At 73.4% G+C, this 23883-nt stretch carries 22 protein-coding genes; 3 read left to right on the top strand and 19 right to left on the bottom strand.

All coding sequences use genetic code 11. The annotated features are described in order from the left end of the window. Positions 1-39: 39 nt before the first annotated feature. The 4 genes from FRAEUI1C_RS13185 to FRAEUI1C_RS13170 all read right to left on the bottom strand — a co-directional run bounded on the left by FRAEUI1C_RS13185 (position 40) and on the right by FRAEUI1C_RS13170 (position 2784). Complete coding sequence (locus FRAEUI1C_RS13185; protein WP_013423797.1) at positions 40-870, bottom strand: QcrA and Rieske domain-containing protein; 831 nt, start codon at positions 868-870, stop codon at positions 40-42. Then, positions 867-1478, bottom strand: a complete 612-nt coding sequence (locus tag FRAEUI1C_RS13180) for an RNA polymerase sigma factor (protein WP_013423796.1) — start codon at positions 1476-1478, stop codon at positions 867-869. The genes FRAEUI1C_RS13185 and FRAEUI1C_RS13180 overlap by 4 nt, the downstream gene beginning before the upstream one ends. Before the next feature lie 248 nt (positions 1479-1726). Continuing rightward, the gene (locus tag FRAEUI1C_RS13175) at positions 1727-2464 is read right to left on the bottom strand and encodes a permease prefix domain 1-containing protein (protein ID WP_013423795.1); all 738 of its coding nucleotides are present in this window, start codon (positions 2462-2464) and stop codon (positions 1727-1729) included. Then, positions 2461-2784, bottom strand: coding sequence for a PadR family transcriptional regulator (locus FRAEUI1C_RS13170; protein WP_013423794.1), 324 nt, complete (start codon positions 2782-2784; stop codon positions 2461-2463). Before FRAEUI1C_RS13170 ends, FRAEUI1C_RS13175 begins: the two co-directional genes overlap by 4 nt. Before the next feature lie 45 nt (positions 2785-2829). Between FRAEUI1C_RS13170 and FRAEUI1C_RS13165 the strand changes: the two genes are divergently transcribed. Continuing rightward, entirely contained in the window at positions 2830-3228 is a 399-nt protein-coding gene (locus tag FRAEUI1C_RS13165) for a hypothetical protein (protein ID WP_013423793.1), read from the top strand. Here FRAEUI1C_RS13165 and FRAEUI1C_RS13160 read toward each other — a convergent pair. Together FRAEUI1C_RS13160 and FRAEUI1C_RS13155 are read right to left on the bottom strand one after the other, a co-directional pair. Then, on the bottom strand, positions 3225-4280 hold the full coding sequence (locus FRAEUI1C_RS13160; protein ID WP_013423792.1) for an SRPBCC family protein: 1056 nt from the start codon (positions 4278-4280) through the stop codon (positions 3225-3227). The two genes, FRAEUI1C_RS13165 and FRAEUI1C_RS13160, sit on opposite strands and share 4 nt — an antisense overlap. 139 nt (positions 4281-4419) lie before the next feature. Beyond that, positions 4420-4878 (bottom strand): hypothetical protein, encoded by a 459-nt coding sequence (locus FRAEUI1C_RS13155; protein WP_013423791.1) that lies wholly within the window; start codon positions 4876-4878, stop codon positions 4420-4422. A gap of 244 nt (positions 4879-5122) precedes the next feature. Here FRAEUI1C_RS13155 and sigJ point away from each other — a divergent pair, with 244 nt between their 5' ends. Next, a complete protein-coding gene (sigJ, locus tag FRAEUI1C_RS13150) occupies positions 5123-6046 on the top strand; it encodes an RNA polymerase sigma factor SigJ (protein WP_013423790.1) in 924 nt (307 codons plus the stop codon). A 98-nt stretch (positions 6047-6144) separates the two neighbouring features. Here the strand turns inward: sigJ and FRAEUI1C_RS13145 are convergent, their stop codons facing one another. Next, positions 6145-7437 (bottom strand): NAD(P)/FAD-dependent oxidoreductase, encoded by a 1293-nt coding sequence (locus tag FRAEUI1C_RS13145; protein ID WP_013423789.1) that lies wholly within the window; start codon positions 7435-7437, stop codon positions 6145-6147. 386 nt (positions 7438-7823) lie between these two features. Between FRAEUI1C_RS13145 and FRAEUI1C_RS13140 the strand changes: the two genes are divergently transcribed. Beyond that, positions 7824-8354 carry a PaaI family thioesterase gene (locus FRAEUI1C_RS13140; protein WP_013423788.1) on the top strand — a complete coding sequence of 177 codons (531 nt, stop codon included), beginning with the start codon at positions 7824-7826 and terminating at the stop codon, positions 8352-8354. A gap of 103 nt (positions 8355-8457) precedes the next feature. Here the strand turns inward: FRAEUI1C_RS13140 and car are convergent, their stop codons facing one another. From car to FRAEUI1C_RS13080, 12 genes are all read right to left on the bottom strand, one after another. After that, positions 8458-12132, bottom strand: a complete 3675-nt coding sequence (gene car, locus FRAEUI1C_RS13135) for a carboxylic acid reductase (RefSeq protein WP_013423787.1) — start codon at positions 12130-12132, stop codon at positions 8458-8460. Between the two features lie 37 nt (positions 12133-12169). Continuing rightward, positions 12170-13405, bottom strand: a complete 1236-nt coding sequence (locus FRAEUI1C_RS13130) for an aminotransferase class I/II-fold pyridoxal phosphate-dependent enzyme (protein ID WP_013423786.1) — start codon at positions 13403-13405, stop codon at positions 12170-12172. Between the two features lie 81 nt (positions 13406-13486). Next, on the bottom strand, positions 13487-14614 hold the full coding sequence (locus tag FRAEUI1C_RS13125) for a sulfotransferase family protein (RefSeq protein WP_013423785.1): 1128 nt from the start codon (positions 14612-14614) through the stop codon (positions 13487-13489). A 90-nt stretch (positions 14615-14704) separates the two neighbouring features. Continuing rightward, entirely contained in the window at positions 14705-15613 is a 909-nt protein-coding gene (locus FRAEUI1C_RS13120; protein WP_013423784.1) for an SDR family NAD(P)-dependent oxidoreductase, read from the bottom strand. Positions 15614-15617: 4 nt separating this feature from the next. Then, positions 15618-16514, bottom strand: a complete 897-nt coding sequence (locus FRAEUI1C_RS13115) for an acyl-ACP desaturase (protein ID WP_013423783.1) — start codon at positions 16512-16514, stop codon at positions 15618-15620. 92 nt (positions 16515-16606) lie between these two features. Further along, positions 16607-17479 (bottom strand): SAM-dependent methyltransferase, encoded by an 873-nt coding sequence (locus tag FRAEUI1C_RS13110; protein WP_013423782.1) that lies wholly within the window; start codon positions 17477-17479, stop codon positions 16607-16609. Then, a complete protein-coding gene (locus FRAEUI1C_RS13105; RefSeq protein ID WP_013423781.1) occupies positions 17476-17739 on the bottom strand; it encodes an acyl carrier protein in 264 nt (87 codons plus the stop codon). The genes FRAEUI1C_RS13110 and FRAEUI1C_RS13105 overlap by 4 nt, the downstream gene beginning before the upstream one ends. Beyond that, the gene (locus tag FRAEUI1C_RS13100) at positions 17723-18400 is read right to left on the bottom strand and encodes a PaaI family thioesterase (RefSeq protein ID WP_013423780.1); all 678 of its coding nucleotides are present in this window, start codon (positions 18398-18400) and stop codon (positions 17723-17725) included. The genes FRAEUI1C_RS13105 and FRAEUI1C_RS13100 overlap by 17 nt, the downstream gene beginning before the upstream one ends. Further along, positions 18397-19185, bottom strand: a complete 789-nt coding sequence (locus FRAEUI1C_RS13095) for a ferritin-like domain-containing protein (protein WP_013423779.1) — start codon at positions 19183-19185, stop codon at positions 18397-18399. Before FRAEUI1C_RS13095 ends, FRAEUI1C_RS13100 begins: the two co-directional genes overlap by 4 nt. A 42-nt stretch (positions 19186-19227) precedes the next feature. Then, the gene (locus tag FRAEUI1C_RS13090; protein WP_013423778.1) at positions 19228-20916 is read right to left on the bottom strand and encodes an AMP-binding protein; all 1689 of its coding nucleotides are present in this window, start codon (positions 20914-20916) and stop codon (positions 19228-19230) included. Continuing rightward, on the bottom strand, positions 20903-22162 hold the full coding sequence (locus FRAEUI1C_RS13085) for a cytochrome P450 (RefSeq protein ID WP_013423777.1): 1260 nt from the start codon (positions 22160-22162) through the stop codon (positions 20903-20905). Before FRAEUI1C_RS13085 ends, FRAEUI1C_RS13090 begins: the two co-directional genes overlap by 14 nt. Before the next feature lie 52 nt (positions 22163-22214). Beyond that, positions 22215-23486, bottom strand: coding sequence for a cytochrome P450 (locus tag FRAEUI1C_RS13080; protein WP_013423776.1), 1272 nt, complete (start codon positions 23484-23486; stop codon positions 22215-22217). Between the last annotated feature and the right edge of the window lie 397 nt (positions 23487-23883).

Raw genomic sequence — 23883 nt, 5'->3', positions numbered from 1 at the left:
GCGAAGAATGTCCTGGCGTATTCCGGGAAAGCGGGCGGCTCAGACCGAGTTCGGCGGGACGAAGACCTGCACGAGCCCGTCGATCTCGCGGACCCGCAGCTCCGGCAGGCGCCGGGGCTGTGGCCGCAGCTGGGAGCGCACCACCTCACCCGTCACCGCGAAGACGGTCCGGTGGCACGGGCAGTTCAGCCGCGCGACCGCCGGGTCCAGCACGAGCCGGCAGCCCTGATGGGTACAGGTGCCGGTGACGCCGCGGACCCGCCCGTCGGCGCCGCGCTCCACGAAGCCGCTGACCGTGCCGGCGTCGAACGGGTGGACCCCGCCCACCGGCAGGTCCCGGCTGGTCGCGACGGTCCGCCAGACCCCGCTGTTCGGCGTCAGCACCGCCGTCTGGTCGACCGGCGGCGCCTCATCCGCCGTGGCCGCCGGCCCGCCTGGCCGGCCGGCCAGCACCCGGTCCAGGCCGGCACCCACCGCGGCGGAGCCGGCCGCGAGCGAGGTGACCTGGACGACCCTGCGGCGGGTCGACCGCGCAGGGCCCTCGGGCCGGAAGGGACCGCCGGACCCGCCAGCCCGCGCTCCGGCCGCGGCCTCGGCGGTGCTCTGGGCCTCGGCCGTGCCCTGGGCCTCGGCGCCGGGGCCGGCCGTCGCGGCTCCCGTCTCCAGTCCGGCGGCCGCGAGCCGTCGGTGCAGCTGCTCGACGAACTCGGGCCGCACGGCGCCGGCGCCGGGCCGGGCCGACCCCAGCAGGATGCCCATCCGGACCTGCTCTTCGTCCCCCGGCCGGGCCCGGAACGGCCTCGGCCGCCGCTGGTGGATCAGATCGTCGACGAAGCGCCACGGGCCGCCCCGGCCTCGCGGCCCCCTCACAGCGCCATCCTCCTGGCCACCTCGGCCGCCTGGCGCAACGCCCGGTGCTGCAGGACCTTCGCGTTCGACACCGTGACGCCGAGCTCGGTGGCGGCGTCCCGTACCGAGCACGCCTGCAGGAACCGCAGCCGCAGGATGCGCTCGTGGCGCGGCGGCAACGCGCGCAGGATCGCCTCCGCCCGGGCGATCGCCTCCGCGTCGTCGTCCCGGTCGGCGAACGCCGTCTCGACCCGTTCCTCGTCCAGCGTCGTGACCGGCAGCCCGAGGGTGCGACGCCAGTAGCCGGCCAGCACGGTGCGCGCGGTGGCGAGCAGGTACGCCCGGACCTCGCCGACGCTCGCCGACACCCGCAGCGGGCGCAGCGCCGTCATGAACACCTCGGCCGTGAGGTCCTCGGCGTCCGCGCGGTTGCCGACCTTCGCGAACATGATCCGGTACACCCGTTCGACGTTGTCGCGGTAGATCTCGTCCCAGCCCGCGTACCCGGCGTCGGGCACGACCCGCAGGTGTGGCCCGGTCCCGGCCCCACGACGGTCGGGCGGCTGGCCGCCGTCCGGCCCGCGCCCGCCCGACCGGTCACCGCCACCCGGCCCGCGGTCGTCCGACACGCCCGCGGCCGGCTCCGGCGCGGCCGGCCCGTTCCCGGCCGGCCGCGCCGAGTCCGGAGATCGTCGCCGCGCACCCCATCCACCCGCTGCCACCTACCACCGTCCGAAACCGATCGTCCCCGCTGACGCCGCCACCCCTCAGATAGGGGCCGTGGTTACACGCGGGCCGGCACCTCAGGCCGGGCGCCTCAGACCCGGGCGCCTCAGATCCAGGCGCCTCAGATCCAGGCGCCTCGGACCCGGGCGCCTCAGACCGGGCGCAGCCGGTGGGCGAGGGCCGTGCCGTAGCCGGCGGCCACGGCGAGAGCGGCCGCGCCCGCGACGAGCCACAGGCCCCGTCCCCACAGGCCGGGGACGTAGAAGTTCCAGTAGGCCCCCAGCAGAAGTACCACTCCGGCGACGCCGAAGAGGGTCAGGCCCATCGCGGGGACGTAGTCCGGCGTCGCCGCCCGCGGCCGGCGGCGCAGCAGCGCCCACGCGACGGCGAGCACCAGCAGGCCGAGGACCGCGCCGCCGACGCGGAACAGCAGCGTGTCGTCGGCGTTCTCGAGGCTCGCGGCCCGCGCGCAGCTCGTGGCCGCGGGCTGCGCGACCAGCCAGTGCGCGCAGCTCCCCGCCGGCACGGCCGCCCCGGCCGGCAGCCCGTAGACGAACGCCGTGCCGGCGAACACGGCGAGCAGCCGGGCCAGCAGGGCCGACAGGCCGACCGCGACCAGGCCGACCGCCGCCATCCGGACGCCGGCGACCGCCAGCGCCACGACCACGAAGGGCCGGCGGGCGCGGTGTGCCGCCCTGGCCACCGCGCGCGGGCTGCCGAACCGCTCGATGGCCCGCTGCTGTGCCGCGGCGGGGTCGAGTCCCGCCGCGACCTCCGCGTCGGCCGCGTCGCGCAGGTGCGCCTCGGTCTCGACCAGCAGGCGCCGGACCTCGCCCGCGGGGCCGGTCGACCGGGCCAGCAGCTCGTCCAGGTACTCCTCGATCGTCATCCGGCGACTCCCAGTACGGCGTTGACGCTGGCGGAGAACCGCCGCCATTCGGTGGTGGCGGCGGCGAGCGCGGCCGCGCCCTGGGCCGTCAGCCGGTAGATCCGGCGGCGGCGGCCGTCATGCGTGTCCCAGTCGCTCTCCAGCAGGCCCTGCTTCTCCAGCCGGTGCAGCGACGGGTAGACCGTGCCCTCCGGCATGTCGAACGCTCCGTCGCTGCGCCTGCGCAACTGCGCGATCACCTCGTACCCGTGGCCCGGTCCCGCGCTGAGCACGGAAAGGATCAAGGTGTCGAGATGCCCCTTGGCGCGATCAACTCCCATACCTAGATAGTCTAGGTGTAGTCGCGACCCAGGGGAAGGGAACACATGCGCAGATCGTGGATTCCACCGGTAGCAGTGCCGCTCGGCGTCGCCGCCGGCTTCGCGGGCGCCCGCCTCGTTCTCGTCGGCTCCGGCCTGATCCTCATCCCGTGGGGGCTCCTAGCCGCGGCCCTCGGCCTGGCAGCGCGCGGACGGCGTTCGGCCGCCGTGACCGGTGGCCTCTTCGGCTTCGCCCTGGCGGTGACCTTCATGATCGCCGGCTACGACGGCCACGCGTCGCTCGCGTCGAGGCTCGTGCCCTTCGCCCTGCTCGGCCTGGTCGGCGCGGTCGGGGCCGCCGTCCCATCCGTCGGCGCCAGACTCCTCGCGGGCCGGCTCGCCCGCCGACCGGCCCCGCCCAGCTCACTCGTGGAGCGGGCCGCCCGGACGGCTCCGCCTGGCTAGGCCCCGATCACGGCGTCCTCGGGGCCGGAGCCAGCGGTGGTCAGCGTGCGCCCGATTGCCTCGAGGTTGCGGGTCAGCTCCTCCGCGATCGGAGGCCGCCTCGCCTCGAGGGCGGCGAGCACCCGAGCCTCGTAGCGGGGTGACTGGGCCGGATATTTGCCAAACCAGGCAACCTGGCTGAGCCGGGTGACACCCGGTTCGACCGCGTGCAGCCGCAACTCGGTCCTGATCACCCCGGTCCCGGCCGCTCCGAAGACGAAAAGCGAGGGCGGATCGAACTCGTAGATCTCCGTCTCGTCGACCCGGCCTTCCGTCGCCGGCGGCACGGGTCGACGGTGGTTGACGTGGATCTCACCGACACCCAGCGGGGAGCCGGGCTTCCGGTAGGCGGTCACGATGGTGTCGTCGTACTGCGTCACGTTGCTGGGCTCGTACAGGAAATCCCACACCTCCGAACGCGGACGGTCGATGACGACAGAACCCTTGGCCATCACGACCCATTCGGTGTTGGACGGGTTGCGAAGCAGATCGAGGATGTGCTTCCCGTCGGAGACGCTGCCGGGCATGACCCGCGGCACGAGATTCGTGAAAACCGCGACCAGATTGACGAAGAAGAGGATCTGGACGGCAAGCCAGAGCGCCGGGTGCGACGGCAGGATCTCTTCCAGATGAGACGGAAGCATCGGGCTGCTTGCCACACATGGACCGTTGCTGGAGCCAGACCGAAAGATGCACCGCAGCCCGCTTACGCTCAGCGGCGCGCTGAGCACCGCGAGCACCAGGTTCACGAACACCCCGCCGCTGTAGACGACGATCCCCCGCCAGCCGCGGATCCGGCCGCGGCGCGGGGTGACCATAGTGGCTGCCCGACCGAAACTCCGGCCGAACCTGATGAACCGACCGGGCCGGGCGAATTCCGCCGATGACCCGAAGAGGACGAAGCCACGGACCCGGTAGCCGACCAGCAGTGCCGCGAGGGCGTGGCCGGCTTCATGTAACACCTGGCTGCCGAGATACACGGCGAGCAGAATCGCCGTGGACACGATGAACATCTGGGGCTCCCCGCTTCGCCGAGACACGCCGCCCCGCGGCCACGCCGCCCCCGCGCACTGGCCGACGAGACGCCGCGCAAGTATCCACCCACCGGGCTGGCGCGCGACGCGCCCCCGGCGCGCGCCAGTCGCCAGGGGTCTACTCGTCGGCGAGGTCGGCGGTGCGGGCCAGCTCCGCGACCCGATCCCCGGAGGTCAGGTACTGCAACACCGGGATCGCCGCTACACAGAGGTCCGGGAACAACGAGAAGGCGTGCAGGAGGTAGGCGCCGCCGGCGAGCACGGCACCGTAACCCACGCCCGCCATCACCCGGTCCAGTACCGTGCTCAGCACCACCCGGCCAGGCGCCGTCACGACCCTCCCCGCGACCAGTGCCGTGGCGACCGTCTCGAATCGCCGTCGTCGCCACGCGCGCGGCAAACCGTCGACGACAAGAAAGACTCCAAAGAGGAGTGCGCCGGCCGCGGAGCCCAGCCAGCCGGTGCTGGCCTCTCCCCCGCGCAGGCCGTCCAGCAGCTGGAACGCGCCGACACCGGCGAAACCCGACCCGAGGTAGAGCTGCGGCGCCCCGCTGTCCACCGTCCACCGCGCGCGCACGACGAGCCCCCTTAGCCCACGGACCAGCACAGGAAATGTAGTCCCGCGATTCCCACCTCGCGAGGAGAAATCCCGGGTGCCCGCTCTCGCCAAACCGGTCCCACGAGGTGGTCGTGAACCCACCAATGCGGCAACCACGACGTAGGACCGAGGTCGGGCTGCCCACTCGGACGCGCTGGGCGTGGCTTGTGCGGGGATGCTGGCGGAGAATCGTGGTGGCAGCTTGACCGGGCGAGGAGGCGCGATGGCCGACGGGGTCGAGGCCGCGGACATCGCCGGCACGGCCGGGGCGGACATCGCCGGCACGGCCGGGACGGACACGGTCCGGGAGTTCGAGCGCCATCGCGGCCGGCTGCTGGCCGTCGCCTACCGGGTGCTCGGGCGGACCGGCGACGCCGAGGACGTGGTACAGGACGCCTGGCTGCGCTGGAGCCTGGCCGACGTCGGGCAGGTCGCGGACCCCGAGGCGTACCTGGTGCGCACGACGACCCGGCTGGCGATCGACCGGCTGCGCAGCGCGCAGGCGCGCCATGAGTCCTACGTCGGGCCCTGGCTGCCCGAGCCGATGCTCACCAGCCCTGACGTGGCCGAGGACGTGGCCCTGGCGGACTCGGTCTCGACCGCGCTGCTGCTCGTGCTGGAGACGCTGTCCCCGATCGAGCGGGCGGTGTTCGTGCTGCGGGAGGCGTTCGGCTACCCGTACGGCGAGATCGCCGAGATCGTCGGGCGGACCGAGGCGACCGCCCGCCAGACCGCCCGGCACGCCCGCGCGCACGTCGAGGCCCGGCGCACCCGCTACGACACCGACCTGGCCACCCGCACGGCCGCGACCGAACGGTTCCTGGCCGCGGCCGCCGGGGGCGACCTGGGCGCGCTGATGGCGGTGCTCGCGCCCGACGTGGAGCTGGTCAGCGACGGCGGTGGCCTCGCGCCGGCGCCGCGCAAGGCGATCCACGGCGCCGAGCTGGTGGCCCGGGCACTGGCCACCTTCGCGGGCCGGATGCCGCCGGAGCCGAGCGTCGAGCTCGTCACGCTCAACGCGGGCCCCGGCATCGTGATCCGGTCCGGCCCGACCGCGGTGGTGGCGATCACCCTGCACCTGGTGGACGGCCTGGTGCGGACCGTCCACCTGGTCAGCAACCCCGAGAAGCTGACCGCGCTGGGCTAGGCCCGAGTGCCCGGGGCCCGAGTGCCCGGAGGCCGGGTATCCGAGAGCCGAGTACCCGGGAGGCCGACGGCGGCGCGCCGGCCCCACGCCGGTTCCACTCACCGGCCACGGCGGGCCCAGCGCGGCCCGGTGCCCGGCGCCAGCATCGCCATCGGCGCGCTGAACCACCGCGACAGCCGGTAGGTCCAGGGCGGGCTGCCGCTGACCAGCTCCTTGTAGGTCACGGCCGCCCGGCCCTTCAGGTACCAGCGCCGCGGGCTGTCGTCGCCGTGGGTGAACTGGATGACGGCGTCGCGGCGCCCGAGGCTCACCGGCTGGTGGATGTAGCCGAACCGGAACGGCCTCGGAGCCCGGCCGCGCAGCTGGCGCCCGATGCTGTCGGCGGCGTGCGCGGCGGTCGGCAGCCCGCTCTGGCAGCTGCCGTGCAGGGTCCCCCAGGGCTGGCGTACCGCGGCGGCGTCGCCGATCACGTAGACCGCCGGGTCCGTCTCGGACCGCAGCGCCTGGTCGACGACGACCCTGCCGTGGCCGTCCACCGCGAGGCCGGCCTCGGCGGCCAGCGCCGGCGCGCGGAAGCCGGTGGTCCACACGACGGCGTCCGCCGCCATCGGCGCCAGGTCGCCGTCGACCTCGACCGCGCCCGGCAGCACCTTCGTGACGTCGACGCCGGCGCGCACCTCGATCCCGAGCCGGTCGAGCGCCCGGTACAGATAGGCGCGGGCCGCGGCGCCCATCATGAGCCCCGGCTGGTCCCGGCTGAGCAGGACGACCCGCAGGGCGGGAAACGTCTCGGCGATCTCGGCGGCCATCTCGATCCCGGTGAGCCCGGCCCCGACGATCGCGACCCGCCCCGCTGACGTGGCCTGGCCGGGTGGCGTCTCAGCGCCGGCTGGCGTCTCAGCGCCGACAGTCACGTCCTCGCCGGGCAGCGCGAGCTCGGCCAGCCGGTCCGCCAGCCGGCCCGCCGCTGCCGGGCCGTTGAGGGTGTACGCGTGGTCGGCCGCGCCGGGCACCGAGCCGAGGTCGGCCGCGCTCCCGAGCGCGTAGACGAGGAGGTCGTACCCGAGCTGACCGGGCCCGTCCGGGCCCTCGACGTCGACGGTGTGGGCCGCCCGGTCGATCCGGACGGCCGCGCCCCGCACGAACGTGACGCCGGTGCCGGCGAGCAGCCGTGGGATGCGCAGGTCGGCGAGCTCCTGGCCGGTGGCGAGCTGGTGCAGCCGCAGGCGCTCGACGAACCGGTCCGACGGGTTCAGCAGGGTCACCTGGCCGCCCTGGCGCCGGGTCCGCCTGGCCACCCGGACCGCCGTCATCAGGCCGGTGTAGCCGCCGCCCAGGACCAGGATCCGGGTTCCTCCGCCGCTCGCGGCCGGGTTCTTCCGCACTGTCATGAGGTCCTCCTCGGTGGGTGGCGCCCCGTCTGGGCGCCGCTCACCCCGAGGACGAGACGGCCCCACCGAACCGTGAAACGACCCCTCTGTGACCCGCGTCACAGCCTTTCGCCCGGCCGCCCGAGGCCATCGCGGTCCCGGCGCGCAACAGCCAATCCGCCATGGACCGATTGCCAGAAAAGGAGCCAGAAAGCGACTTCGGTCACGGCGGCACCCCGTCATCTGGGGTATTTCGGCGCGACATTCGCCAGCCGCGCCAGGCTTTAATCCGCCGGCAGCCGACCGTTCGCCAGCCGTTCGCCTGAGCCTCGGCATATTGCGCGCTTCTTGAACCTCCCGCCGAATGGCCGATATCGTGGCGGAATAGCGACAGAAAGGGTGATCCCGTGGACCAGGACGGCATCGCGGCGAAGAACGGCGTCCCGGCTGTCATCCGCCAGCGCGACGGGGCCGCCCGCGACGGCGGCGGCGCCCAGCCGACCCCGGAGGTGGCCCAGCGGATCGCCGACCTGCGGGTTCTGCTGGACCAGGGCCTGGCCGACCAGATCGGCGTCGGCCACTCGCTCGGCATCCATCTGAAAGACCTGGAGGTCGGTCTTTCCGTCTGGACCCTTCAGCCCTCGCCGGCGGCGGCGAACGCCATGTTCATCGTGCACGGCGGAGTGATCGCCACCCTGATGGACACCGCGATGGGCAGCGCCGTCTACACGAGGCTGCCGGCCGACACCTTTTACACGACCCTGGAACTCAAGGTGAACTTCGTCCGCCCGGTCGGCCTGACCGCGGACATCCTGACGTGCGAGGCGCGGCCCGTCCACGTCGGGCGCCGCACGGCGACCGCCGAGGCGACCGTCACCGCCGCCGACGGAAAGCTCGTCGCGCACGGCAGCTGCACCTGCCTGCTGACCGCCGCCTGACAATGCCGCCGGGACCTGAGAATCCCGCCGGGATCCGCCGGTCCGCCCGCGCCAGCCCGCTCGGATCAGGTCCAGAGCCTGCTCAGAGCAGGTCCAGCCCGGCTCAGAGCAGGTCCAGCCCGCGCAGGTCGCTGACGTACTTCCGCAGCAGCGCGGCCGAGATTCCGGGTGTGGCCACCGCGGCGCCAAGCCCGGCCCTGCTCGCGGCGGCGAGGAAGCGGTCGGCGGGGACAGGGCCGGTCGCGAAATGGTCGGTCGGGAATCCGAGGCGTCCGACGGGGTCGCCGGGCTGCCCGAACGCGGTGAGCAGGGGAAGCAGCGAATACCGCCGGCGCCGCTCGGGCAGCGCGCGCACCGCGGTCGCGAACCGCGCCAGCCACTGGGCGTAGTCCTCGATCCGCGTCAGGCGGCAGCCGGCCTCGACGAGCCCGTCGACGAGCGTGTCGAGGGACGGTCCGTCGCCGGACGGCTGGAGCACGTTGAAGGTCTGGTAGCCCTGGTCCGGCCACGCGCCCAGCGTGGCGACGGCGGCCGCTGTGACGTCGACCGGCAGGCCGCCGACCCGCGCCCGCGCCCGGCCCGCGTCGGCGGCCTCGAAGGTCCGCGGCGCGAGGCCCGTGGCGGCGAGGCTGAACAGCAGCCTGGTGACGACGTCGGAGAGGTTCAGCTGGCCCGCGTAGCGGCTGTGGGCGAGGATCAGGTCCGGCCGCAGGACGGCCACCGGCAGGCCGTACCGTTCGTGCGCCGCCCTGAGCAGGACCTCCCCGGCCCATTTGCTCGCCGTGTAGCCACTGGCGTATCGCCCGTCGAGCGCGCGGACGGGGCTCGCGAGGCGGATGTCGGCGTCCTCGGCGCGGGCGGCGGACTGGGCGGCGACCACGCCGATGGTGGACACGTAGGTGAACCGCTTGGTCCGCGCGGTGAGCGCCAGGCGGATCAGCCCGGCCGTGGCGACGACGTTGGGGCCGAACAGCTGCTCGTAGGGCAGCAGGTGGTTGACCAGGGCGGCCGAGTGGACGATGAGGTCGACGGTCTCGGCCAGGCGCCGCCAGGTCGCCTCGTCCAGGCCGAGGCCGGGTTCGCTGACGTCGCCCGCGACGACCTCCAGGTGCCGGGCGGCCAGCCGCTGGAACCGGGCGACCAGGTCGGGATCGCCCGAGTCGAACGCCCCGGCGAGCCGGGCACGCGCGGCGCCGGGGTCGGCGGCTCGCACGACGCAGATCAGCAGGCCGCCCGTCGGCGCCAGCCGCTCCAGCCATTCCAGGCACAGGAAGCGGCCGAGGTAGCCGGTGGCGCCGGTCAGCAGCACGACGCGGGCCGGGCCGCTCGACCGCGCCGGCGCGCCGAGCGTCCGGTCGTCGAGGAACCTGTCCAGGGCGAGGTCGGTGGCCCTGACCCGCGTGGCGTCGGCGCCGTGCACCGTCGCGAACGTCGGCCCGCTCGGCCCTGACCGCAGCGCCGTTTCGAGGTGGCTCGCCACCTTCCGAAGGTCGTGGGCCGGGCTGGTGATGACGCCCACCGGCACGTCGACCGCGAAGATCTCGGCGAGCAGCGTGGCGAACGACAGCGCGGACAGCGAGTCGCCGCCGAGGTCGAGGAAGTGCGCCTCGGGGTGCGCCTCGCCGTTCACGCGCCCGAGCAGCGCCTGGGCCGCCCGCGTCACGGCGTCGAGGACCGGCTGGTCGCGGCCCGCGCGGCGCAGCGCGCCCAGCTCGTCGGCCTCCCGTTCGGTGAGCTCGGCGTACAGCCGCTCCAGACCCTCGCCGTAGCGGCGCTCGAGGCTGGGCCGCAGGGGCTTGCGGACGCCCGAGAGCAGGCCGTTCTCCACGCTGAACGGCTCGGTCTCGATCAGGACGTCGCGGGGGATCTCATGCGGGCTCAGGCCGGCGTCGCGCGCGGTGCGCCGCAGGGACTCAAGGATCAGCGACCTGAGCGCCGGGCCGTCCTCCCCGGCCCGGTCGAGGGCCGCCGCCGTGGGCACCGCCACCGCGAGCAGGTAGGCACGCTCGCTGTCGCCGTGGACGAAGACCTGGTGGACGAGCGGGCTGGTGGCGAACAGCGCCTCCAGCCGGGCGACGGCGACGAACTCGCCCTGGGCCAGTTTCAGCACGTGGGCGCGACGCTCGACGAAGGCCAGCTCGTCCGGTCCGATCTCGGCCATGATGTCGCCGGTCCGGTAGTAGCCGTCGGCGTCGACGAGCCGCGCGGTGAGCTCGGGGCGCCGGTAGTACCCGGGGATGAGGGCCGCGGTCCTGACCAGCAGCTCGCCGCGGGGGTACGGCGAGTCGGCGCGGGAGTAGCCCAGCTCGGGGACGTCGTCGAGCCGGTAGTCCCGCACCGGGGGCCGGGACACCCTCCCGTCGACGAGCACGCGCCCGGTCTCGGTCGAGCCGTAGCCGTCGTGCGCCGGGAGCTGGGTGCACGACTCGATGAAGGCGGCCATCTCGGCGGACAACGGGGCGGACCCCGATCCGATCCAGGCCAGGCGGCCGCCGAGAAGGTCCTCGCGCAGCTCCTTCTTCACCTCCGCGTCGACGGCCGCCTGGTCGCCCGCGCCGGCCGACCGCCGGTCCAGCTCGCCGCGGTGGCGCTGGAACAGCAGGTCGCAGAGGCGGGGCACCAGGCGCAGCGCCGTCGGCCGGACCAGCGCGATGTCCTCGAACAGCGTCGACAGGTCGCTCGCCGCCGCGAAGTGGCTGGTCCCCCCGGCGGCCAGCGTCCCGGCCAGCGTGGCCCGCGCCGACACGTGGCTCATCGGCAGGCAGTTGTAGGAGATGACCGGCAGGTCGTCCGACCTGGGCCAGAACCCGGCCCGCCAGGCCAGCTTGACCAGGCCGTTGGGGTACATCGCGCCCTTCGGCGTGCCCGTGCTGCCGGAGGTGTAGATCACGGTGGCGAGCCGCGCGTCGTCCGGCGCGGCCTCCGGCACCGGCGGCGCCGGCAGGCGCGCGCCCCGCGCCACCAGGGTGGCCAGCGAGTCCAGCACGGCCGGGTGGCCGGACTCGGTCGGGCGGGCGGCGTCGGCCAGGCGGCGGCGGGCGGCGTCGCACGCCTGCCGGTGCGCGTCGGCCTCGGCGTGGTCGTCGAAGACCACCAGCCTGCGCACCGACGGGCTGGCCAGCGCGCCCTCGACGGCGGTCGCCAGCAGGTCCACCGTGACGGCGAGGATCCGCGGCTGGGTCTCGGCCAGAATCGACACGAGCTGGCTCGCCGCCGCGCCGGACTGCAACGGCACCGAGACGGCCCCGCCGCGGACGCAGGCCAGCTCGATCGTGGTGTAGTCGGCGCCGGTGAAACCGAGGACGCCGACAAGATCGCCGACACCCAGCGGGGCGCCTGGATGGTGCAGCCACTCGGCGGCGATGGCGCCGGCGCGGGACCACAGCTCGCGGTAGCTGATCGTGTCGAACCTCGGCAGCAGGCGAAGCGTCCTCACCCCGGTCTCGGAGTCGACGACCAGCTCCCGCGCGCGCTCGCCGAGCGCGGGCCGGTCCGCGTAGCCCGCCATGATGATCGCCAGGATGCGTCCCAGCGACAGCCCCGGCGCCCGGAGCGCCTCCGTGACCGCCGCGAGCGGCCTGGCGTCGCGGACCTGCTGGTCGGTCGCGTACAGCTCGGCGACCCGGCGCCGGCTCCGCGCATCGAGCCCCGGGGCGCCGGGTCCAGGGTCACCGGGTCCAGCGCTGCCGGGTCCAGGACTGCTGGGTCCAGGGCCGCTGGGTTCAGGGCCGCTGGGTCCAGGGCTGCCGAGCCCAGGGCCACCGGACAGTGGGGCCATCGTCAGCCTCCGTGCGTCGCGGTCGAGCGGGCCGGTCTCAGAACTCGTACCGGTGCCTGAGCTCGGCCAGGGTGTCGACGAAGCCGTTCAGGTCCTTGTCGGCGATCCGGTCGTTCATCAGCAGCCGGATCACCGCCGCGTCCTTCTTCACCGCGGGGTAGCCGAACATCGGGACCAGGTATCCGCGGTCCAGGAACTCCTGGCGGACCCGCAGCCCGACGTCCCGGGAGCCGATCGCGATCGAGGTGACGTAGGTCGGGGTGGGGTTGATGGCGCAGCCGATCTCGAGCAGCCGCGCACGCAGCCCGTCGACCCGGTCGAGGTAGCGCTCCATCACCGACGGGTCCTGGCGCATCCTGCGCAGCACGTGCACGATGGCGCCGGCGGTCGGCGGCTGGATGTTGGTGGTGAACATCGACGTGCCCGACAGGTAGTGGAAGGCGTCGATCGCGTCGGCCGGTCCGGCCAGGGCGCCGCCGCTGAGCCCGACGCCCTTGCCGAACGAGACCATCAGGAAGGTCACCCGGCGCAGCGCCTCGTACTCGGCGGCGAACCGGTGGCCGCCGTTGCCGTAGACCATGAAGCCGTTGGCGTCGTCGGCGAAGCTGACCGCGCCGAACTCGTCGCACAGGTCGAGGATCGCGCCGATCGGCGCGATCGAGCCGTCCGCGGAGTACACGGTCTCGAACCCCACGATCACCGGCCGGCCGCGCAGCTGCTCCAGCAGCTCCCTGAGATGGGCGGGGTCGTTGTGGCGGAAGGCGAACAGGTTGCGCCCCCGCTCGAAGCCCTCGGTGCCCTTCCAGACGCTCCAGTGGCTGCGCCGGTCGAGCACGAGCACGGCGTCCGCGTTGTCCACGCCGACCCGGTCGTCGAACGAGAAGGCGGCGCTCATCGCGTTGACGAAGCCGACGTTGGCCAGCAGCCCGGTGGCGAAGGTCAGCGCCTTCTCCTTGCCGCTGATCTCGGCGACCAGCCGCTCCAGCTCCAGGTGCGGCCGGGACACCCCCTGGACCAGCCGGGAGCCGCCGACGACCAGGCCGTACGTCGCCGCCGTCTCGGCGAAGACCCTGCGCACCTCCGGGTCGTGCTGCCAGCCCAGGATGCCGATGCCGGCAAAGTTGATCATCTTGCGGCCGTCGACGCTGATGACCGCGTCGTTCACGTCGTCGAGCTCGGGTGGCATCACGAAGTCACCGCTGCGGCGGGTGGCGTCCAGCCATGCGGAGAATCCCCAGCGGTCAAGGGCCGGATCCGCGGACCTGGTGGTCACGATCGTTCCTCATCTCGTCCGTCGTGCCTGGTCAGACGTCGTCCCTGGTCAGAGGTCGCGCCTGGTCTGCGTCGTGCCTGGTCAGAGCAGGGCTCCGAGCCGGGCGTCGGCCTCCTGGGCGCTGACGCCGAAGTCGGCGAGGTCGTAGCGGTGCGAACGCAGGCTGGCGTCCTGGGCCAGGACGGCGGCCATCGCGGGGCGGACGTCGTCGGGAAGCTCCCAGCCGAGGTGGCGGTAGATGCCGGCGACGACCGCCAGCGGGTCGGCCGTGAACTCCGCGAACTCGACGTCGTGGAACCTGGCGGGGTCGTGCCTGGCCCGGTCGGCGGCGAACCGCGCGAGCGTGCGCTCGGCGAGGTCGAGCAGGACGGGGCCGATCGCGGCGCCCTGGAAGGTCGACGACGTGCCGCCGGCGAGCCTGCTCGCCATGCTGCACGCCGATCCGAGCACCGCGCCGGCGGGCCGGCGATGGGTCTGGATGATCATCGCATCGGGGTAGGCCGCGACCAGCGCGTCCAGGCAGGGCAGGTGGCTGGAGGACTTGAGCACCCACCGACGGCCGGGGTCACGCAGCCCGATCAGCTGGAGGTTGCGCCGGTGCCGCAGGTACGCCTCGGTCCAGTCCTGGCCGGCCAGCCAGTCGGAGTAGCTCGGGACGTAGCCGGTGAACTCGAAGTACGCCGAGAGCATCGACTGGCGGGTCAGCAGCCAGCACTCCTCGACCCCGTCGGCCGTGCGGTCGTGAATCCCCCGGTAGTCGGGCTGCCGCGCGAAGAAGCCGTCGACGCCCTGCTCGACCGCCCGGAAGACCGGGTTGTCGGGCCAGGTCGAGCGCGGGGGCCGGGGCTGGGGAGCGTAGGTGAGCCACAGTTCGAGGCCCTGGTTGGCCGGGTCGGCGGTCAGCAGCCGGTGCAGCGTGGTCGTGCCCGTGCGCGGCAGGCCGATGATGAAGACCGGGCGCTCGACCGGGTTCTGGGCGTAGTCCGGGTACTGGCGCCAGCCGGCCTCGCTGAACAGGCGGGCGACCAGGATCCCGCACAGCTCGTCCCGGATCAGGCGGGCGCCGTCCGGCGTCAGGCCGGCCTCCCGCTCGTAGGCGGCGAGGACGACCTTGAGTCCCTCCAGGTAGTCCGAAGGGCCGAAGTCGGACAGCCCGGTGATTTCGCGGGCGGTGGCGTGGAGTTCCTCGACCGTTCCGATCGTGGTCACGGGATGCGCTCCTCGAGTCCGTCAGCGGTCCGGTGCTCGTGCCCGGACCGGGGCCGCCGGGGGCGTGGCCGCCCCGGTCCGGGTGCGAGCTCAGTCCGGCAGGGACGAGAAGGCCTCGGCCAGCAGGCGGCGCTCGGTCACCGCGACCGAGATCGGCCGGCCGGCCGCGATGCCGCCGTCGACGCCGAGGTCCTGGCCGGTGACGAACGACGAGGCGTCGGACGCGAGCCACAGCGCCGCCGCGGCCACGTCCTCGACCCGGCCCGCCCGCCGCAGCGACTGGTGGCTGGCCAGCGCCTCGACGAACAGCGGCTCCAGCGCCGCGGCCGTCCGGTCGGCCCGGTCGGCGTCGACGCCGGCGTTCTTGGCGAAGATCCCGGTCGGGATCGGGCCGGGCGAGATGCTGTTCACCCGGATCCCGCGCAGCCCCAGCTCGACCGCGGCCGAGCGGGTCAGCTGGTGCACCCCGGCCTTGGCCGTCGAGTAGCTGATGTCCGACCAGCCCGCGCGGTGCCCGCCGATGCTGGACATGTTGATGATGCTGCCCGACCCGCGCGGGACCATGATCCGGGCCGCGTGCTTGATGCCGAGGAACATCCCGCCCGCGTGGACGGCCAGCGTGTCGAGGAACGCCGCGTAGTCCGCCTCCGGGAGCGGCAGCGGCTTCGCCACGCCGACCCCGGCGTTGTTGACCAGCACGTCCAGGCCGCCGAACTCGTCGACCGCCGTGGCCATCAGCGCCTCGACGTCGGCCTCGACCCGGACGTCGGCCGCGGTGAACCGGGCCCGCGGCCCGAGCTCGGCGGCGAGCGCCTCGCCCACATCCTTGCGCCGCCCCCCGATGACGACGCTGGCACCCTCGGCGAGGAACACCGCCGCCGTCGCGGCCCCGATGCCGCTGGTGGCACCGGTGATCACGGCGACCTTGTTCCTGAGCACACCCGGCTGTCCCTTGAGCACACCCGGCTGACCGGCCTGCGCACGCATCTGCTCCCCCATCCGGCTAGGCCTGGCTCGCCAAGGGCGTGCGGCACGCCGCGACGAACCGGGTCAGCTCGTCGACCCGGTCGGTGCGGGCGTCGACCGCGCGGTTCACCACCCGGATGAGGTGCTCGTAGGCGTCCGTGTGGTCGTAGTGCGCCGCGTCGGCGATCTTCAGCGCCCACCTCCAGTAGCCGCGCAGCGTGTCCGCCAGCGGCATCCGGAAGCCGGCGATCACGTCCCGGATCGGGTCGACCACCTGGTCGCCGTACCGGCGCAGCGTGCGCTCCACCAGGTCCGCGAAGAAGGTGAAGTGGCGGGCCTCGTCGCGGCTGAGGCGGTTGAGCACCTCCACCAGCACGGGGTCGCCGACGACGGCGCGCAGCTGCTGGTAGTAGATCTGGGTCGCCTTCTCCTGGACGAGCGCGTAGGCGAACAGGGACACGCCGTGCTCCAGCGGCGAGGTGAAGGGCTTGCGCCCCTCGACGGCGAGCTCGGCCCGCAGCTTCGCCGGCTCGGACAGGCCGGACGCCACCTGGTAGGCGAACAGCGCCCGGGCGTGCACGTCCTCCTCCTCGGCCCAGCGGACCGTGAAGTGGTACAGCTCGCGGTTGTGCGTGAAGGTGTCGACGTCGACCGACTCGTCGAGCGGGAACCGCCGGGCGTAGAGGCCGAAGTAACCCGGCAGGTGGTCCTCGATGTAGGTGATGAACTGGACCGCCGAGCGCTGGCCCTCGGTGAGCCTGCCGGCGTCGGCCCGCTCCCAGGCGAAGGCCGACTCGACGTCCCAGCGCCGCTCGATCGGCGACGAGCGCATGAAGGTGCCGACGGCGTCGGCGACGTCGGCGGGGGGCAGCAGCGGCCCGGCGGCCTGGCCCACCGGCTCCGCCGCGGCCCTGCGGTTGCTGTCCAAACTCATGTCCGTCCTCCCGGAGCGGCGGTGGGCCTGGCCTGTCGGCGACCCGCGGGTGCGGTGACGCCTCGGCCGCGGGCCCGGTGAACGGCCCGGGCCTACCGGGACTTCTGGCAGACGAGCGCGTAGTGCTTGGTCGTGTAGCCCCAGCCGGCGTTGGCGACCTCCAGGTAACGGCGCAGCGTCGCCGACATCCCCGGGGAGATCTCCTCGATGGCGTCCGCGTTGGCGTCGACGTTGCGGATCCACTCGTCGATCGTGAGGCGGTAGTCGTCGGTCAGATCGTCGACGCTGACGATGGAGAACCCGGCGTCCTCGGCCGCGCGAACCAGGTCCGAGAGCGGGCGCATGTCGCCCCAGCCGAAGATCGAGTTGCGGACGAACTCGAGCCCGACCGTGCGGTCGAACGTCTCGCGGGTGGCCGCGTTGCGGAAGCAGCTCTCCGAGACGTAGTAGCGGCCGCCCCTGCGCAGCATCGAGCGGGCCCGGCGCATCACGTGCACGAGGTCGGGCATGTGCACGATCGAGCCGAGCATCGTCACCGCGTCGAACGGGCCGTCGGGCAGGTCGGCCTGCTCGAAATGGCCCTGGACCGTCTGGACCCGGTCCGCGACACCCAGCTCAGCCGCCCGCCCCGCGATATAGGCGTGCTGGTTGCCCGCCGGGCTGATCCCGACGACCCGCGCCTTGTAGTGCTCGGCCATGAACAGGATCAGCGAGCCCCAGCCGCAGCCCACGTCGAGCAGCCGGTCGCCCTGGCGCAGGCCGAGGCGGTCGGCCACGAAGTGCAGCTTCTCGACCTGGGACTCGGCCAGCGTCAGGTCGGGCTTGCGGTAGTAGCCCGAGGAGTACTTGCGCATCGGGTCGAGGAACAGCCCGAAGATCCGCGGGTCGAGGTCATAGTGCTGGTTGGTCTGCGCGGTCTCGGCGGCAGCGGCTGTGCCTGTGGTCAGGTCCGTCACGGCGGTCATACGGCGGCCGTCTCCGCGAGCGCGCGCTGCAGGACCTCGGCGACCTCGCGGACCGTCGACGCGCCGAAGACCTCCTCGTCCTCGAGCTCGACGTCGTGGGCGCGCTCGATGCGGGCGATGACCCGCAGGACCTTGACCGAGTCGGCGCCCTCGACGGCGCGCAGGTCGGCGTCCGGCGAGACGGCCTCGGTGGAGACGCCGAGCTCCTCGGCCACGATGCCGGTGATCTCGGTGATGAGCTCGTCAGTCGACACTGACATGGGATTCCTCCGCGAGAACGCTGGTGCTGGCTGGGTGGGGGCTGGCTGGGTGGCTGGTGGTGGCGGCCGCGACGGCGGCCGACAGCGCCTGGCGCAGGCGCTCGACCTCCGGGGCGTCCAGCGAGATGCGGCCGCGGGCCTCGTCGAGCGAGACGGTCTGGTAGCTGGCCGTGGCCGTGGCGACCAGGTCGCCACCCTCCTCGCGGATCTCCGCCTCGGTATGGAGCAGCGGTCCCTTGCCGGCCCGGACCGTCGCGACGCACTCGTAGCCGCCGCCGACGATCACCGGCAGGACGTAGCGCACCCGCATGCCGGTGGTGAACGGGATCTGGCCGGTCCGCAGGACGATCAGGTTGCCCATGATCTCGTCGGCGATCACGCCGAGCAGCCCGCCGTGGACCACGCCGGGGTAGGACTCGTGCGCCCGCCCCAGCCGGAAGACGGTCCGCAGCCCGTCGCCGTGGTGGGTGAACCGCAGCTGGACCCCGCTCGGGTTGTGCGGCGAGCAGCCGAAGCACCGGTAGTCCGGCAGGACGTACCAGGGCAGCTCGATGTGATCCGCCGAGGCGTGACCGGCGCCGGCGCGGTCATGGCCGGCGTGCTCGTGGGTCAGGTGCTCGTGGGTGCTGTGCTCGTGGGTGACCTGGTCCTCGACCGTCATGCGGCGAGGGCTTCCGCGAGCCGCCGGCGGACCCGGGCGTTGGAGCTGACGTCCATCCCGGTCAGCGAGGCGAACGCGCGGCGGATGTTGTCCTGGAGCTTCTCCAGCTCGCCGGTGGTGGCGACCTGCTCCAGGAACATCTCGAACGCGGTGTCGATCGTCTCGTGGTCCTTCAGGGCGACCAGCTCGCTCTTGAACACCCCGACCGGGTGCTTGATCCGCTGCTCGCCGGTGTAGACGTGCAGCGTCTCCAGCACCGACGGGAGCTCCTCCGGGTGCGCCTCCAGCCGCTTGCGCGCGAAGTGCAGGAACTCCCTGGCGTGCCCGGCCTCGTCGATGCTGGCGCTGCTCATGATCCCGCGCAGCACCGGCTCCTCGACCCAGGCCGCGACCGCGCGGTAGATGTGGTTCACGGTCAGCTCGGAGATGATGTTCGTCGCCAGCGTGGCGCACGGGGTGCTGCCGGGGTCGTACGGCTCGCGCATCGCCTCGACCGCCGCGGGCTTGACCTCGGCGCCGACCGCGTTCAGCCAGGTCCGGAACGCGAAGTGGTGCTGGAGCTCCTCGTAGCCCCAGATCGCCACGAACGCCGAGAAGTCGTAGTCGTCGAACTCGTTGAGGAAGCCGTGCTGCGCGGCGATCGAGTTCGCCTCGCCCATGACGGCGCTCTTGGCCATCGTGACGTACTCGGGCCGGACGAGGTCCTTGCGCACCTCGTGCCACGGGACGTCCGCCAGGCGCCAGTGCTTGCGTTCGTAGTGGTGGAAGACGTCGAAGCTGTGCATCCTGGGTCTCCTTCAGCGTTCGGGCTGGGACTCGGGTGGGGCTCAGGCGTCCAGGCGGGCCGCCTCCCGGGTCAGCTCCCGGGCGGCGAGCCGCTGGAACTTCCCGCTGGAGGTGCGGGGCAGGTCGTCGGGGCCGACGAGGTGCACGGCCACGTCCGGCAGGCCGAGCGCGCCCGACACGGCGGCCCGCAGGTCGGCGGCGAGCCGGGCCCGGTCGGCCGGGTCCTCCAGCGCGCTCTCGCCGACGATGGTGATCAGCTCGCCGCCGCCGTCGCCGGTGTCGGCGAACGCGACGCAGCGCCGCCGGTGCAGGCCGGGCGCGTCCCGGATCACGCTCTCGGCGTCCTCCGGGTAGAAGTTCACGCCGCGCACGATGATCATTTCCTTGCGCCGGCCGGTCACGTACAGCTCCCCCTCGTGCTGGAACCCGAGGTCGCCGGTGCCGAGCCAGCCGTCGGCGTCGGGCACGGGCGCGGGGGGCGCACCCGGCGCGGTGAGGTAGCCGGCGGTGACCGGCTCGCCGGCGATCTCGACCTCGCCGATCTCGCGGTCCGCGACCGGCCGCCCATCCGCGCCGACCACCCGGACCCGGACCCCGCGGACCGGACCACCGAGCGCGGGCAGCCCCCGAGCCCGCTGGTCGTCCGCCGCGACAAAGACCGCCCGGCCGTCCGAGGCCAGCCGGTCCCGGTCCACCCACAGCGCGGTCGGGACCCGGCCCAGCGGCGGGAAGGTGACCGCGAGCGTCGCCTCGGCCATCCCGTAGACCGGCAGCATCACCGTCGGCGCGAGGCCGGCCGGCGCGAAGTGCTCCAGGAAGCTCTCGATGCCGGCCATCGGGATCGGCTCGGCCCCGTTCAGCGCGACCCGCCAGCGGCTGAGGTCGAGCTTGGGGACCTCGTCGCGCGGCACGGCCTCGACCAGCGTCTCGTACCCGAAGCTCGGGGCCGGCGAGATCGTCCCGCCGCGGGCGGCGAACTCGCGCAGCCAGCGGGCCGGGTCCTTCACGAACGCGCCGGGGTTCCAGACCGTCATCGGGATCCCGGCGAACATGCCGGCCAGGGTCCCGAACAGGCCCATGTCGTGGAACATCGGCAGCCACAGGGCGCCGTGGTCCTCGCCCGGGCGGATGTCGATGCCCTCGGCGATCGCGGCGAGCCCGGCGAGGACGTTGCGGTGGGTCAGCCGCACCCCCTTCGGCGCCGCCGTGCTGCCCGAGGTGAACTGGACGACCGCGAGCTCGTCCGGTTCGACGTCGGGCAGCCGCGGCGCGCCGGCGGCGCCGCTGCCCTCGGCGGTGAGACTGCCCAGCGGGATCAGCTCCACCCCGGCGAGCACCCCCGCGAGCCGACTGGCGACCCCGCCGAGCTTGTCGTCGACGAGGATGCGCCGGATGCCGGCGGCCGCGACGATCCCGGACAGCCGGCTGGCGTAGCCGGACAGGTCGCGGGCCGAGGTCGGCAGCGGCAGCGGGCAGGCGGCGGCGCCCACCCGCACGGCGGCGAACAGCGCGACGAGGAAGTCCGGGCTGTTGCGGCTGAGCACCCCGAGCCGCTCACCGCCCTCGACCCCGCGCCCGGCCAGCGCGCCGGCCACGGCCTGGGAGAGCGTGGCGAGCTCGCGGACGGTGAGGTCCCGGCCGGTGGAGGGAAAGGACACCGGGCAGGTGGGATCGGCGGCGACGACCGCCGCCAGGGCGTCGGTGAGGTTGCCGGCGCTACCGGTGAGCATCGCTGTCTCCCTTGATGTTCACCAACAGGGACGCCGGCCCGCGCAGGGCCGCGTTCGGCCGGTACTCGACGTCCTCGGTCGCGAGCCGCAGCTCGCCAGCGCGGCTCAGCAGCGTCCCGATCGCGGCCTCGGCCTGGATCCGGGCGAGCGGCGCACCGAGGCAGTAGTGCAGCCCGAGCGCGAAGCCGAGGTGGCGGCGCGCGGGCGGGGACGCCGCGTACCGGGTGACGTCGAACCGGTCCGGGTCCGGGAACGCGGCCGGGTCGCGGTGCCCGGCGGCGCTCAGCACGACCACACCGTCGCCGCGGCGGAAGCTCTGCCCGCCGACGGTCGTGTCGGCCAGCGCCACCCGGGTGACGAACTGGGACGGCGGGTCGTAGCGGAGCATCTCGTCGACGGCGGCGGGCATCAGCTCGGGCCGCTCGCGCAGCAGCTCCAGCTGGTCGGGGTGGCGCAGCAGCGCCAGCACCCCGTTCGTGACCAGGTTCGCCGTCGTGTCGAGCCCCGCCGCCAGCAGCAGCGCGCAGAGCTCGACGATCTCCACCTCGGTCAGCACGTCCTGGTCCCGCTGGATCGCGACCAGCCGGCTGACCAGGTCGTCTCGCGGGGCGACGCGCCGGACGGTGACCAGCTCGAACAGGTACCGGCCGAGGTCCCTGGCGCAGGCCGTGCGGACCACGATGTCCGCCGGGGAGAGCAGGTAGTCGGGGTCGGTGCCGCGGGCGATCCCCTGAATCCAGCCCAGGAAGGACGGCGCGTCGGCGACCGGGACGCCGAGCAGCCGGCACATGACGGCGACCGACAGCGGCCTGGCCAGGCCCGCGACGACGTCCAGGCCGCCGTCGTCGACCGCCGCCGCGACGAGGCGGTCGACGACCAGGCGGACGAACGGGGTCTCGGCGAGGCTCGCCCGTGGGGTGAAGGCCCGGCTGACCAGCGCCCGCAGCCGGGTGTGGTCGGGCGGGTCCATCCCGAGGAACGAGCCGCCGGGAACCTCGCCGGGGGCGACGCCGGGCCGGAACGGGTTCAGCCCGTCGGCGTAGCCCCGGCCCCACTCGGAGCCCTGCAGCACCGCGGCGCAGCCCGCGTAGGTGGTCGCCACCGTCACCCGGGCCGCGCCGAGGCGGACCGGGCAGAACGGCGCCGTCTCCCGCAGCACCCGGTACCGGGGATACGGGTTGGCCCGGTGTTCGAGGTCGAAGGCGTCGAACTCGACGACATTCTCGACCACGGCATCGTTCACCATCGAGCCTTCGCTCCGATCTCGTTGTCGGGTCGGTGCTCAGATCCTGAGGTGCCTAGATCTCGAATCGCACGGGCAGTTCCGCGATGCCGCGCACGACGATGTTCGGCCGATAGGGCGGCGGGTCGGCCAGCAGCGTCATGACCGGGGCGCGGCGAGCCAGCTCCCGCAACATGCATTCCATTTCCAGCCGAACCAGCGGCGCGCCGATGCAGTAGTGATGTCCGACACCAAAACCGAGATGCCGAGGCACGGCCGTCGACTGGGCGTAACGGGTGAGGTCGAGCTTGTTCGGGTTCGGGAACGCGCGCGGGTCGCGGTTGGCGGCGGCGAGCAGGATGAGAACGCCGGTGCCTTCCTTGAAGCTGTGGCCGGAGATCTCGATGTCCTGGACGGCCTTGCGGGTGGTCGCGTGCGACGGGCCGTCATAACGCATCAGCTCGTCGACGGCGGGCAGCGCGAGGTCGGGATTGTCGCGCAGCACCTCGAACTGGTCGGGGTTACGCGTCAGCGACAGCACGCCGTTGGCCAGCAGGTTCACGGTGGTCTCGTGGCCGGCGATCAGCAGCACGGTGAGCGTGGCGATCATCTCGCCGGTGGTCAGCCGGTCGCCGCCGGCCTCGACCTGGGCCAGGGCGGTGATGAGGTCGTCCTTCGGCCGGGCGCGCCGCTCGGCGACCATCTTCTCGAAGTAGTCGCGGAAGTTCTGCGCGCCGTCGGCCCGGGCCTTCAGCTCCTCGGCGGTCAGCAGGGTGTCGGGGTCCAGGCCGCGGGCGACGCCGGCGGAGTTGGCCCGCACGAACGGCAGGTCCTCCGGGGGCACGCCGATCAGCTCGGCGATCATCGCGAGCGGCAGCGGGTAGGCGAGGTCCTCGACGACGTCGATCTCGCCCTTCTCGATCGCGTTGCCGACGACCTCGGCGGCGACCTTCTCGACCTGGCCGCGCATGTTCTCCAGGCCGCGGGCCGTGAAGGCCTTGCTCACCAGGCGACGCAGCCGGGTGTGGTCCGGCGGCTCCATCCAGAGGAAGGACGCGGGCAGGTCCGAGCCGTCGCTGTCCGGGTGCAGGAACTCGGGCTCCGCGGCGTGGCTCCACGCGTGGTCCTGCAGGACGGCGTCGGCCTCGGCGTACCGCGTGACGATCTGCAGGTTGAACGGGCCGGGAACGAACGGGCCGGTCTCCCGGAGCACGTCGTAGGCGGGGTACGGGTTGTGCCGGGACTCGGGGACGAACGAGGCCAGGATCGCCTCCTCGACGGAGAGCGAGCCGGTCGCGGCGGGGGTCTCGGTCGGCGTCGCGATCGTCTGCGTTGTGGTGGGCTCCACGTGCGCTTCCTCTCGTGCGGATCAGCCGGTGGCGCGGGTTCGGCTGAGGCCAGGCGTTCATGCGCGGGCCGCTCGTCATCCATTTCGCGAGCGCATTGTTCGGGGACGGTTCACACCGTTGACGCGGGCCCGATTCCGGTCGCTTTGACAACGGACCGGCTGACTCTGGGCGGCGGACAGAAAATGGGGGTCGGCGTCGGCGAAATTCCGCCGGAGATCGACTGGTCACGGCGTGGTTTACGCGTGGCGTGACGCTGTCCGGGTGACGGAGTGCTGTCCGGTGCTGGTTGATATCCGTGTGCTGGCCGATATCCGCTGGCCTGTGTCGAGTTTCTGTCGCGGCCCGGTGCGCAGTCAAGGCCGGCCGGATCGATACAATCGATCTATCGCCATACCA

The organism is Pseudofrankia inefficax (assembly GCF_000166135.1).
Classification (GTDB): domain Bacteria; phylum Actinomycetota; class Actinomycetes; order Frankiales; family Frankiaceae; genus Pseudofrankia; species Pseudofrankia inefficax.
This window is presented reverse-complemented; position numbering and strand designations above follow the sequence as displayed.